Source organism: Dethiosulfovibrio russensis (assembly GCF_021568855.1).
In the GTDB taxonomy this organism is placed as follows: domain Bacteria; phylum Synergistota; class Synergistia; order Synergistales; family Dethiosulfovibrionaceae; genus Dethiosulfovibrio; species Dethiosulfovibrio russensis.
The window spans coordinates 303204-315802 of the sequence record NZ_JAKGUG010000002.1; the positions used below are offsets into that span (position 1 = coordinate 303204).

The window sequence follows — 12599 nt, forward strand, 5'->3', positions numbered from 1 at the left end:
ATCTTGAGGCTCTGGTCCTCGTTTGCCTCCTCGCAGGAGTTCCCCTGTCATTCTCACAATTACTACGTCATAGGCTTCGTAGAGAGGAGTCGGCGCAGGTTTGTATATCGAGGGGAGGAGAGCTGTATCTCTCCTGGAGACGTGATACTTATATCCCTAGGGAAGAGCCACTCCTGCCATCAGTTCGGAGAGGATCCCTTGGACTATCGGTCTCTAAACATAGGGGTGGAAGTAATGGCAAGGGCCATGTCGGAAACCTTGGGCGGGGATAGCTTTTCCATCTTTGGCCGAAACGTGGTTCCAGATGGGTTCTCGGTATTGTTGCTTCGAAGCCCTCATCAATGTATATTGGGCGGAGCTCCTGGAATGGAGAAGGAGGTGTTTTTGTGGCGCTTTTTAATTTTGAAGGCAAAAATATTTATTATTCTGAACTAGGATCTGGTGTCCCTTTGGTGTTGCTTCACGGCAATACAGCCTCCTCCAAAATGTTTTCCGGCATTGCTGAAAGATACGCTGAGGTTTTCAGGGTTATATCGATCGATTTTCTTGGTCATGGAAGATCGGATAGACTGGATAGGCTCCCTCCTGATCTGTGGTTTTATGAGGCCCAGCAGACGATTGCTTTTTTGAGGGAGGCTCAGCTTGGAAGGGTTAACCTTATCGGAAGCAGTGGAGGTGCTCTGGTCGCTATAAACGTCGCTCTAGAGGCTCCTGATCTGGTGAATAGGGTTATCGCCGATAGCTTTGAAGGAGAGGAGCCCTTAAGGTCCTTTATACAAAACATAGTGGAGGAAAGAGAGCTCTCCAAGAGAGACCCTGGTGCAAGGTCTTTCTACCTATCGATGCATGGTTCTGACTGGGAGCAGGTCGTGGACAACGATACAAGAGCCATAGTGGAACATGAGAAGGAAATCGGGTTGTTCTTCCACAAGGATTTGGGCTCTCTCAAGCCTGAGATCCTGATGACCGGTAGCAAAAAAGATGAGTTTGTGTGTGCTATCTCTCCAGACTACTTTGAACAGTCCTACGGTAAAATGATGTCAAAAATTGGTCATGGTGATATTTTCCTTTTTGAGTCAGGTGGGCACCCTGCTATGCTGAGCAATCAGGAGGATTTTTATCGGCTCAGTGTGGATTTTTTTGAGAGAAAATCTCCGCAATAGCGAGATTGGTCGGGTATCATCGCTTTATATGGTCACGGTATCCGGCCAATCTTCTTTGAGAAGGGACATAACGATCATGTCCAGATAACGTCCGTCTCTGTATATGGCCTGTCTCATCCTGCCTTCCTCCACGAATCCGCATCTTTCGTAGCATTTTATCGCTTAAAGGTTATCCTCTGGGACCAGCAGGTCTACCCTGTGCAGGTTCATGAACCGAAAGGCGTAGTCGGTCAGGGTTCTGAGGGCCTTCAAACCGTACCCTTTTCCTCTGGCCCCGGGGCTCCTATGACGAGCCCGATCCTGGCGGAGCGGTTTTTCCAGTCTATCACGTGAAAGTCTATTTGCCCTATATACCGCTCCGTCTCCCTGTCTGCCACGACGAAGTGAGCCTCCTTGTCCGAATCCCTCTCCATATTCCCCTTGATCCAGCTCTCTATAGCGGAATCGCTTGTGTTTGATATTTTAAGATCGTCCAGGAAGGCTACGAGAAGACCCTGAGCTACTTCCATTTTCCCTCGGAACATTGGAAGCGGCTCAGAACCAACAATTCGATGGAACGACTGAACCGAGAGATCCGTCGAAGAACAAAGGTCGTAGGCAACTTCCCCGACGGGGAATCGGCCATGATGCTGGTATTCGCCAGAGTCCGGCATGTAGCTTCCACCAAATAGTACCGAAAGAGGAGGCCCGACCGGGCCTCCTCTTTCAGTTTTTCAGCGTATCGGTATATCCGAGCTCAGCCACTTAAGGATAGCCTCCGCCAGGGCTATCCTCTTGTCGTGAAACGAGTGGGAGGTGGTCATCACCACGTCCTTTGCCGTGGTCACTCCCGCCTTTCTAAGCGCCGTCATCAGGGGGTTGTGGTGTATCTCCAGGTGAGACACGTCGTCTCTGGATCCGGCTATGGTCAGCAGTTTTTTGCCCTTGAGGCGGTGTGCCAGTTCTCTTAGATCCCACTCCTGGGCTTTCTCCTTTATCTCGTCCAGAAGAGTTTCCGGGCTGGTTCCCTTGAGCGGCCTGGTGCAGTTTATGAACATCTCGTAGGTGTCCTTCGCGTACCTTTCGTCCCTGTTCTCCCGTTGCCTTTCTTTCGCCACCGCTCCCAGGTTGTAGGTAGCTATGGCTATTATCCTGTCGACCTCGGTCATCTCCGCCCCGGTCATCAGGGCGGCGAATCCTCCCATGCTGTGGCCGATCAGGACGAACTTGGCGGGATCTATCATGTATCGTTCTCTGTTGATCGGATCCATGAGGTATTCTACCGTCGCCCTGGTGTCCTCCAGGACGTGTTGGAAGGAAAAATCTCCCTCGCTGCCCCACGAACCTCTGTAGTGAAACACGACCGAGTTGAAGCCGCCTCTCCTGAGGATCTGCGCTAGATCCACGTTCTGCTCGCTTCCGGGGAATCCGTGCAGTATCAAAGCAGTGGGATGGGGGCCTCTTCCCTGAGGAGTGTACATTATTCCGTACAGGTCGCTTCCGTGGCTGGGTATGGTCAGGTCCAGCAGGTCGGCCGGATATCTAGGGTCGGAAAAATCAGGGTCTTTGCAGATGCAGTTAAAGTTCATGCTCTCTCTCCTTTATGCCCCCTATAACGTCAAAGTCAAACCACTCCCGTGGGCAGGTCGAACTCTCTCAGCATGGACTGGAAATCCTCCTCCATGCCCTCGTGAATGTGGTAGACGTGGTCGTCCGTGGGGAAACGGCCTTTCTTTACGTCCTGGACGTATTCCTTGAAGGCGGCTATCTCCACCTCGGCTACGTTGGCGTATTTCTTGACGAACTTGGGGGTGAAGGCCTGAAACAGCCCCAGCATGTCGCCGCAGATTATGAGCTGTCCGTCGCAGGGAGCTCCGGCACCTATGGAGTAGACGGGTATCTCCAGTTTTTTGGCTATGAACTCGGTAAGCTCCGGCGGAACCGCCTCCAGCAGAAGGGCGTAGGCCCCGGCGTCCTGTACCGCGATGGCGTCTTTTATAAGCTCTCTGGCGCTTTCAGGGTCCCTTCCCTGGGCCTTGAAGCCGCCGAGCTGTCCGGAGCTCTGAGGCGTCAGCCCTATATGGCCGCATACGAGAATGCCCGCGTCGGTTATGGCCTTGATCCTGGAGCAGACCCTGCGTCCTCCCTCCAGCTTGACGCAGTCCATATCGGCCTCCTTCAGGAACCGTATGGCGTTGATCACGGCGTCCTCGTCGGATACCTGGTATGAACCGAAGGGCATATCTCCCATGCACCACAGGTCGGGGGCTCCCCGGCGGACCGCCCGGCAGTGTATCAGGCATTCCTCCATGGTGACGGGAACGGTGCCGTCGTAGCCTAGCAACACCATACCCATGGAATCTCCAACCAGGATCATGTCCATCCCGGCCTGCTGGGCGAAGGAAGCGGTGGGAAAATCGTAGGCGGTTATCCAGGTCGCCTTTTCTCCCTCTCTCTTCATTTTCACAAAGTCCAATCGGGTCTTCTTCTTAGCCATATCGGTTCCTCCTCACGTTATCCATATTACCTTCTAGGGGTAACAGGAATATATGCCTTTCGCTTAATTCGGTCAACTGAGAAAAGAGAATCTTTGCCGACAAAATAGGTATCCGAACGAAGCGGATACTTATTTCATCCGTGGTTGGCAGATGAATCCGGTAGTATGATAGGAGATGGCGGTTTAGACGGCTGCCTAAAACTGTATGAGAGGTGATCCACGATGATCGAAGTTGCGGTTTTTCTGACGGACGGTTTCGAGGAGACCGAGGCCCTCACGACGGTGGACATACTGCGAAGGGGAAATGTGGACGTGACCACGACGTCCCTGACAGGATGCATGACCGTCAAGGGGAAGCACGGCGTGCCGGTCACGGCGGACGCCCTTTTCGACGATGTGGCGAACCGGACCTTCGATATGCTGGTGGTCCCTGGCGGAACCGTGGCGTATACGGAGCACCGAGGGTTGTTGGATCTGGTGGTCCGTTATGATTCGGAGGGCAAAAAGCTGGCCGCCATATGCGCGGCTCCGGCGGTGTTCGGCAAGGCGGGAATTCTCAAAGGACGAAGGGCCGTGTGCTACCCCGGCATGGAGTCATGGCTCACCGGCGCCACGATCGGTTCCGACATGGTCGAGACCGATGGTCACATAACCACCGCCAAGGGGCCTGCCGTGACCCCGTTCTTCGCACTGAGGCTCCTGGAAATCCTGAAGGGAAAGGAAGTTGCCGACGCGGTTGCGAAGGCCTTTTTGATTCCGTTGGTGCTGTGAGAGTATGTCTTTATTAAGGTAAATCTTTGCGGGGTCTGCTCGACTTGGCAGGCCCTGTAGAACTAGCTCTCCAGTTCAGCGGTGCAGAGGTAACGGAATGGGATTTTTCTTCGCAGGCATGGTGAGGAGTTCGAGACTTCATGACAAAAGCTGTTCCCACTTGTCGCTCTTTCTGGACCTTATTTTTTATGTGTAAAACAATTGCGAAATAGATTTATTGGATGTAGCATTTAGTAAAAACAAACCACAGGTTTGTCGGCCAGGTTCAGATGGCTCTGTTGGAGCTGGCTTTCCTTATTCGTAGTCAAAACAGTGACTTGGGTTAATAGTAACCATAAAGAGCGTAAGGTAAATTTTTTATTGTCGTGGAGGTTAAGCAATGCATCTAATACTTGAAATTTACAACCTATTGGTGCCATTTTCCCTCTCAGATTTTCATAGTTTTTCAGCCGATTCGATTACGGCCTTTTTCATTCTAGTCTCATTGATTTTCGCAGGAGGCTCCTTAGCCTATTTTTTATGGAAGTTATTATTGTCTCTTGATAAGGATTATTTCCAAATCATAAAACAGACTCCAGCTGCTGAGTCTGTGCCGGAAACGGTTCAGGTCTCTAGTGATTTGTTAGCGGTCTGGCGTGACTATCGTGCGAGTTTTGTCTACATACTCGATGAAATGGAAAAGACGTCGGAAGACTCAAACGAATATTTTGGGGCGAATCGGGTTTTGGATCGATGTATGAATATTCGTTATTGGACAGTGCTTCCTGGGATTTTCGTTGGCTGGGGAATTTTGGGGACGTTTGTAGGTCTGACCTATGGTGTCGGCAGTTTTGATACAGGAAGCACGGAGGCTATAAGGGGGAGTATCTCTCAGCTTTTGGCTGGGATGAACACTGCATTTGCGACTTCTATCTGGGGCATGCTGCTTTCGATTGTCTTCAACATTGTTGAAAAATGGGCATTTGGGCGGTTCCACCGTTCAACCGCAGAGCTGATTGCTCATTTGAATCATCTCTTTAAATTATCCTCTGCTCAAGAGGCACAGATTCTCCAGGAAAAGGAGCAGCAGACGATCAAGGAATGTGTGACAGACTCTCTTGAGCGTCTCTTTACCCTCAACCAGGAAGGTCAGGAAACGAGGCCGTCTCACTTCTTTCGAGATCTTCTTCAGGAATCAAAAAAACAGAGTCAATCTTTGGGGAATTTTTCCACCGACTTCGCCGAAGTGATCGGTGATGCGATTTCAAATTCCATGTCAAACACATTGGGGCAGCTTTCGACGGCTATTCAGGAGATGCGGCAGGAAAAAGGAAAATCGACCGAGGAAATCAGTCTACTCATAGTGGATCAGCTCCAGAATGGGATTATGGACATGATGACACAGCTTCAGGAGACAGTTTCAGGCAGTACCCAGGATCAACTACAGGAGCTTGCACAGCTGATGATCCGGTCAGGCGAGGCCTTAGAGTCGGTCCCCAGGGAATTTCAGTCGGCAGTGGGTTCCTTCCGCGAAGAAGTGGGAACCATGGCGAAGGATCTGTCGGAGGCATCGGGGCAGTCGGTTGGGAATGCGAAGGAGATTTCTTCTTCAATAGTCGATACGATGAAGACTGCGTCTGAAAAATTACTGGCCAGCGCAGAGACGCTTGAAAAAAGCTTGGCTGCTTCGGCAGGGCATCTTGGCGCAGAAGCCAATAGAGCCGCCAGTGCCTTGGGAGATCAGTTTCGGGACGGTGTCAACGTTCTGGGAGAAGTCACTCAGGGACTTAAAGATAGTATGAACGAAATTCTGGCAGAACAGAACAAAACTCTTCAGGAACTTAATAACGCGGGACGTGTTCTGGGAGATGTCATAAAAGAGGCTGGTGTGGCTCAGGGGAAATTCAATACCTCGGCGCAGTCAATTCATGAAACACTTGCTCAAATCAGCGCAGTGGGTACGGAAATGGATGGCTCTATGAAAAACATACAAAGGGTCCAGTCAGAGGCGATTCAGCTCATCTCCGATTTGAAGCTAGAGGGCAAAGAACTCGCAGCTCAGCGTGAGATCATTTCGGCGCAGGTCTCCCAAAAGCTTGAAAGGCTTGAGAATTTGAATCAAAGCTATGTCGAAAAATTTCAGGTTATCGAACAGGGACTCAAATCGATTTTCGAGCAGATTGGGGAAGGGCTTCAGCAGTACCAGGCAGGCGTGGAGACGAATCTAAACAGCACTCTTTCTGCTTTTTCGGATCACTTTAAAACAGCTGTCGGAGATCTTGGAAGCACGGTGGAAGAGTTCGAAGAATATCTGGGGAAGGTCTCCGACGGGATTCGTGAGCCAGATCTGGTGAAAAGCTAGAATCCGAGGTCGTTCTAATGAAAGAAAAGACAGCCATCTTACTTTCCCACGATGAAGAAAATCCCTTTGCCCAATCGACAGGAGACTTGATGGCGGGGCTCCTCCTAGTCTTTGTCCTTATTCTTGCCTCGACATTACTGCGTCTTGAAGACGAATTTGAGCAAAAGGTTAGCTTCGCAGAGGATTATCGTCTTCTCCGGGAGGAGCTCTATCAGGATTTGAACGAAGAGTTCAAAATGGATTTACCCCGATGGTCTGCGGTTCTGGACCGAGACACTCTATCGTTGCGCTTTACCGAGCCGGAAGTGCTTTTTGATCAGGGAAAAGATGCCGTAAAGGGGCGTTTCTCTGAGATCATCAGCGATTTCTTCCCGAGATACGTCACGATTCTTTCCTCTCCGAAATATAAAGAATCTATCGAGGAAGTTCGCATCGAAGGGCACACTTCCAGTGAATGGACGGGGAAGGAAGACCAGGAGATGGCATATTTCCTCAATATGGAACTATCCCAGAATAGAACCCGTAACGTTCTTCGGAGTTCTCTCGCGACAATTGGCGATCCAGACCTCAAAGACTGGGTTCGCAGCAAGATTACCGCCAATGGACTTTCGTCGAGCCAGCTTATTCTAAAGGATGGGGTGGAAAACAAAAGCGCCTCTCGTCGTGTCGAGTTCCGAGTTAGGACCAATGCAGAGGAAAAGATTGCCGCCTTCCTTGAACGCTGGAGGGACTCCATACAGAAGGAGAGTCGATAACTAATGAGTCTCCTGTCTTCTGAAAAAGCATCCCAACTCTTGAACTTTCAATTCGAATCGAAGTTATTTTCTGCAAAAGCGCGAAATGTGGTTTCAAGTCAAACTAAAGAGATTGTGCATTCGGCATCTGTGGTTATGCAGCGTGTTCAGGAAAATTGTGCTGGAAGCGGGAAGCCTCCGGCAGGCGCCGACCTTGCGGCCGTGGCTACCAGTTTTATCGATCTTGCTCCTCATGGGATCGATGGCCTGAAACAAAGGTTTTTCCGGCATAGAGACGTAAAACATCTTGCCTGGGCTCTCAGCTACAAAGATGAGGCTTGTCCGAAGTCCATCATGGAAAGTCCTTACTTTTCATTGGCCCTTGAAGTTATTGGGAGCATGCCGCAAAGGCGTTTTTTGCGGATCCTCTTCGATTTGCTGCTTTCAGAATGGAGCCAGATCCCTTCAGGTAATCGAAAACTCCTTCAGGCGTCATTGAAACAACTATTAGCTATCAGCAATGACAAAAATCGTTTTGTTCGTTTGCTCCAGAAGGAACATTTCTATTTTTTGGAGGAGAAAGGCCCGTATTTGCTTTCGTTGGAAATTCTTAAAGCCTCACATGAAGAATTAGAGTCCTTCCTGGATCCGGACCATATGAAATCCTCGGATCGGTTTACATCGCTGCCTTTTTTCGTCAATTCTCTTAAAGCCACAAGCTATTTCTTTGAAGTCGCTGCGTATACTATCGATGCTATCTGTGGACCGTATGCCATCGATAAAGCGGGTCAAACGGAGAAACTGAACAGAGTCCTTCCTTCCCTGGTGAAGTTGGCCGAAAAGCGCTTTATTGGCGCGGACCTCCGCAGGATCCTCGTTCCTATAATCGTCTGGATAGATAAACATCCTAGTGAGGGTGCGTCCTGGAAGGAACGTATCAAGGAACTGGCTATGCGTAAGGTCGGCGATCCCTATATCAAGGCCAATTGGGGTGGTTGGCCTGGGATCGGTGAAAGGCAAAAGAAAGCTCTCGATCTAGCGAGGGATATCCTGAATCGCTGGATCAGCGAGTCTCTCATTTCCCTTTTCTTTGAAAAGATTATGATCAACAATGACCGCAAGGAGTTCTGGCTGCCCTATGCGGAGAAGCTATCGGTCAGAATTTTTTGTAATAAGGGTGATCTAAATAGTCTGAGAGAAGATTCAAGAATTATAAATCAAATGGGGACTCGCTTGAGCCAGCTTAGGGGAACGGGGGCTGTCCTGGTGATGACTGCGGGGGACTATCTTCTGATCGAGTTCAGCACGGGAGGCAACGCTTTTTACGTCTACAAGAGGGAGAATCTTGGGAAATACGGACTGAAACGGCTTGAAGATGTGATAGAAAACGATGCGGAGGAATCGCTTAGCGTTTTTGATATCAAAAAGACGGATATGCCCCGGATATCCGAGGTATATCAGGAAGAAGGCAGGTTCTTCCATTATGCAGATTGGGAAAGAACGCTTGCTTTATGGCTGAAGACGCAGGTGGGGGTGTGATGATGTCTTCATTCCAACTTGTCCCTGATGGAGTATTCTTCCCGAAACCGATGGAAAAGGACACTGGAAAACAGGATCTTTCCGAGGCTCTAGCTTTAAGCCTTCTTCGTGAATTGGCCGATAACGGTTCGGCTGAAGAGCGGGGAGATGGATTCCTCGTTTCCCACGAGGCTGTATCTGCCCTTTCATCTCACGAAATGACGATGCTCGGTCTTCCTGACCTTTTCCCATTTGTCGTCAGAATTGAATCGGAGGGAGATCTTCAGGATTCCGAGTTTCGCTTCAACTGGGGTTTTTACGTCCATTACCATGGGGAAAAACTCCCTCTGGGCAGGTGTGGTTCTCTTCTGTTTCAAGATGAAAATCCCGCATACACTCTCCCTTTGAATCTGTTTAAACTCTGTGAAGTGCTTACAGAGGCGAACGCATTTGATGGGCCTAAAGATTTAGCTGTTAACCTGAGAGCACTAAAGGTCATTCAGGATCTTGCTAAAGAGGGCGGGGCCGAGCTTGAACCTCTTCTCGCAGAAACTCAGGTGGATGTGCCCGAAAAGCTGGGAATCAAGCTTGCCAGGGAAGGGGAGGGGATCTCCGTTGCCCCCGAACTTCCCGAGATCTCCATAGATAGCCAGCGTTTTGAGAGGCAGGTTGCTAAAAAACCCCGAGATATTTACACAGAGTCGCTTCCCGATGGTTCTCGACACCGAGTGATTTTCTCTGAAGCCCAAAAGGGAGAGCTGAAAAAGATCAAGCGTCATCGTTATGTCTCTCCTGAAGAAAAAGAGAACTTCATCGATCATCCCGAGGAGTATTTTGACCCCGATTTGGTGGATTTGGACTCCTTCAGCGACAGGGTACGAGAGATCGGCTGCTACAAGCCGAAATATTATTCGTTCATCATGCCGTATAAGTCAATGTGGTTTGGAGGCTTGATGACAGAGGATGAGACTGGCGGGCAGCAGAAGATCGTTGTGAAGAACGAAGAGGACCTGGACCTTCTCTCGACGGCAATAGCACAGGCAGTGGAAAATAGCGATGAGAGAGTTACGTGGGGAGATTTCGGTATTCCCTTGGAGCGAGCCCAGGATCTCTACAGCAGAGCCGAAAAATGTCTGCGTGGAGATTCGAAAGCACAAGCTGTCTCTAAGGGGGATAGTGCTGGAAAAACGCGCAACGATGTTCTCATTATTTTTGAAAACGTTGAAACCCTGGACTTTGCTAAAACAGCCCCCACCTCTGCAGGTCTGGAACATATCTACGAAATGCCCCCGAATCTAGGGGAGGGTTTTTCTCTTCTTCCACATCAGCAGGAAGGTGTCGCCTGGCTTCAGCAGCTCTCTCGCTTTCATGATGAAGCTTCGGTCGGCGCCATGCTTGCCGACGATATGGGGCTTGGTAAGACGCTCCAGATTCTGGCTTTTGTCGAGTGGCACAATGCCGTTCGGAACACGGAAGGGAAACCTTATTTGGTCGTTGCACCGGTTGCCCTCCTGGAAAATTGGAAGAAAGAGTATATCAAGTTTTTTCCAGACGGGGCTTTGGGGGTGAATCCCCTCTACGGGAAGAGGGGAAGTGTCTTACCCCCCAAGGATACGGAGCATAATGTCCCTAAACTCCCGAAAGCGATTTATCTGACGACCTACGAGACTATGCGTAAACGGCAAAGGTTTTTCTGTGCCGTCGATTGGGCGGTTACGATTCTCGACGAAGCCCAGAAAATAAAAACTCCGGGGACTTTAGTGACCAATGCCGCTAAGGCGTTGAAAGCGGGAGTGCGGATTGCTGCTACGGGCACGCCTGTCGAAAATACCCTGGTCGATCTCTGGTGTTTGTCGGACTTCATCATGCCAGGTCTCTTGGGCAGTGCCAAAGAGTTCAACAAAACCTACCAGCGGCCGCTTCAGGATCCTGACACAGACATTCGTGCCATTGGCGAGGCATTGCAGGGGAAGTTGGGTTGTTTTTTCAAGCGTCGCCTGAAAGAGGATATCTTGGACGATCTGCCATCCAAATACGTTGAAGAGTTTCCACGACCCATGACGCCGCATCAAAGCCAGGTCTACCAAGAAACGGTAGACCGTCTTGCGCTTGCTCGCGAAAACAATGAGAAGACACAGGGGATTATTTTAAAGACTCTTAATAAGCTTAGGGATATTTCCGATCATCCCTATCTGGTTGAGATGGGCGAGGGGTTCCACAAGGAACGCCCTTACCCAGAGCTGATTGAGACCTCCGCAAAGTTGGAGGTGACTATGGAGATCCTCAGGCAGATTAGAGATAAAGGGGAGAAAGTTATTCTATTCGCTCTGCGTCGGCCGATCCAGGAACTCCTTCAAAAGATCTTGTCCGAAGCCTTCGGCTTACCGATGGAGCATGTGTCGATCATTAACGGATCGACACCGGCGAGTCCGATCCTTGCCAAACGAGGTGAAGTGAGCCGTCAGAAGGCGGTGGATCTTTTCCAGTCTCGCCCAGGTTTTCAGGCAATCGTGATCTCACCCCTTGCGGCAGGATTTGGTCTGAACATTGCCGAGGCGAACCATGTCATCCACTACTCCAGACATTGGAATCCCGCCAAAGAGGCCCAGGCTACTGATCGCGCCTATCGAATCGGACAGAAAAGAGACGTGTACGTTTACTACCCCATGGCAACTGGGCAGGGATTTCAATCATTCGACGAAATACTCGATGAACGCCTCAGGATGAAGATGGACTTGGCTAAAGGTACACTCTTTCCGACGGAAAGGATCGAAGTTAATCCGACAGATCTTTTCGAGGATTTGACTAAAGAGACATCCAGGACGATTAGCTCTCCACGTCGGGTCACAGAGCAGAACTTAGACAGCATGTCGCAGGAGTTTTTTGAAGCGATGATTGCAGTTATTTGGACTTTGCAAGGATACGAGACCCATCTCATCTCCTCAAAAGCCAGCCGTGGGGCTGATGTGCTTGCCGTTAAGGATGGTGAGGGATATCTATTCAAGGCCGAGCAGTGCGAAAAATCTGTTGGCGAACCTGCCCTTATAGAACTCCTTAAAGGGCTGGGATATTATCGGGAGCAATTTGGACAGGGACTTGCTCCGTGCATCGTAACGAACAGGGGGTATCCTCAGGAAATTTGCGAACTGGCCGCGCAGAATGATGTTAAGCTCATCGATAGGCAAGAGTTGCAGGGTCTTCTAGATCGCTATCCCGTCACTTGGCCGGACCTCCATGCCAAAGAGGACGAGCGGTTTTAAAGGGATGAAATGGACTATTTGATACTCTAAACGGGTCCCAATGTCTTTTTGAACGAGATCACCTTTAGACTAGGTATCCGAAGGTGCTGTCCACTATGTTTCGCACATTGATATTCGAGTCAGCAGGCCCATGAACAATGCTTCGCGGGGTCCGGTTCTTGTGGCAAGACCGTTGTTGTCCTAGAATGTAGTCATGGGACAGATGGATCTAGGATATAAAGAGCTTTTTTCCAATAAAGAGATGGTACGGGATCTTTTGACCGGTTTCGTTAAGGAAGAATGGATAGACGAGCTGGATTTTTCCCGTATGGACAGGGTGTCTGGAACCTATATCTC

Annotated in this window: 10 protein-coding genes and 1 pseudogene; 8 read left to right on the top strand and 3 right to left on the bottom strand. The window is 50.0% G+C overall.

The window, feature by feature from the left end; genetic code table 11:
- The first annotated feature begins 3 nt into the window (after nt 1-3).
- Both L2W48_RS13140 and L2W48_RS03235 read left to right on the top strand, forming a co-directional pair.
- Nucleotides 4-435, top strand: coding sequence for an AraC family ligand binding domain-containing protein (locus L2W48_RS13140; protein ID WP_236099218.1), 432 nt, complete (start codon nt 4-6; stop codon nt 433-435).
- The gene (locus L2W48_RS03235; RefSeq protein ID WP_236099217.1) at nt 387-1163 is read left to right on the top strand and encodes an alpha/beta fold hydrolase; all 777 of its coding nucleotides are present in this window, start codon (nt 387-389) and stop codon (nt 1161-1163) included. The genes L2W48_RS13140 and L2W48_RS03235 overlap by 49 nt, the downstream gene beginning before the upstream one ends.
- A 248-nt stretch (nt 1164-1411) precedes the next feature.
- Here the strand turns inward: L2W48_RS03235 and L2W48_RS03240 are convergent, their stop codons facing one another.
- Nucleotides 1412-1672: a GNAT family N-acetyltransferase gene (locus L2W48_RS03240; RefSeq protein ID WP_236099216.1), complete on the bottom strand. Its 261-nt coding sequence runs from the start codon at nt 1670-1672 to the stop codon at nt 1412-1414.
- On the opposite strand from L2W48_RS03240, the pseudogene L2W48_RS03245 reads away from it, so the two are divergent.
- Nucleotides 1643-1834 (top strand): annotated as a pseudogene (locus L2W48_RS03245) (transposase); the annotation flags it as partial. The gene L2W48_RS03240 and the pseudogene L2W48_RS03245 sit on opposite strands and share 30 nt — an antisense overlap.
- Before the next feature lie 42 nt (nt 1835-1876).
- Here L2W48_RS03245 and L2W48_RS03250 read toward each other — a convergent pair.
- Both L2W48_RS03250 and panB read right to left on the bottom strand, forming a co-directional pair.
- Complete coding sequence (locus L2W48_RS03250; RefSeq protein WP_236099215.1) at nt 1877-2731, bottom strand: alpha/beta hydrolase family protein; 855 nt, start codon at nt 2729-2731, stop codon at nt 1877-1879.
- A gap of 35 nt (nt 2732-2766) precedes the next feature.
- Nucleotides 2767-3639 (bottom strand): 3-methyl-2-oxobutanoate hydroxymethyltransferase, encoded by an 873-nt coding sequence (gene panB / locus L2W48_RS03255; protein WP_236099214.1) that lies wholly within the window; start codon nt 3637-3639, stop codon nt 2767-2769.
- A gap of 222 nt (nt 3640-3861) precedes the next feature.
- Here panB and L2W48_RS03260 point away from each other — a divergent pair, with 222 nt between their 5' ends.
- The 5 genes from L2W48_RS03260 to L2W48_RS03280 all read left to right on the top strand — a co-directional run bounded on the left by L2W48_RS03260 (nt 3862) and on the right by L2W48_RS03280 (nt 12263).
- Nucleotides 3862-4410 carry a DJ-1 family glyoxalase III gene (locus L2W48_RS03260; RefSeq protein ID WP_236099213.1) on the top strand — a complete coding sequence of 183 codons (549 nt, stop codon included), beginning with the start codon at nt 3862-3864 and terminating at the stop codon, nt 4408-4410.
- Nucleotides 4411-4789: 379 nt separating this feature from the next.
- Nucleotides 4790-6751, top strand: coding sequence for an anti-phage protein ZorA-like protein (locus tag L2W48_RS03265; protein ID WP_236099212.1), 1962 nt, complete (start codon nt 4790-4792; stop codon nt 6749-6751).
- A 17-nt stretch (nt 6752-6768) separates the two neighbouring features.
- On the top strand, nt 6769-7506 hold the full coding sequence (locus tag L2W48_RS03270) for an OmpA family protein (protein WP_236099211.1): 738 nt from the start codon (nt 6769-6771) through the stop codon (nt 7504-7506).
- Nucleotides 7507-7509: 3 nt separating this feature from the next.
- Nucleotides 7510-9024: an EH signature domain-containing protein gene (locus L2W48_RS03275; protein ID WP_236099210.1), complete on the top strand. Its 1515-nt coding sequence runs from the start codon at nt 7510-7512 to the stop codon at nt 9022-9024.
- Nucleotides 8997-12263 carry an SNF2-related protein gene (locus L2W48_RS03280; RefSeq protein WP_236099209.1) on the top strand — a complete coding sequence of 1089 codons (3267 nt, stop codon included), beginning with the start codon at nt 8997-8999 and terminating at the stop codon, nt 12261-12263. The genes L2W48_RS03275 and L2W48_RS03280 overlap by 28 nt, the downstream gene beginning before the upstream one ends.
- Nucleotides 12264-12599 lie beyond the last annotated feature (336 nt).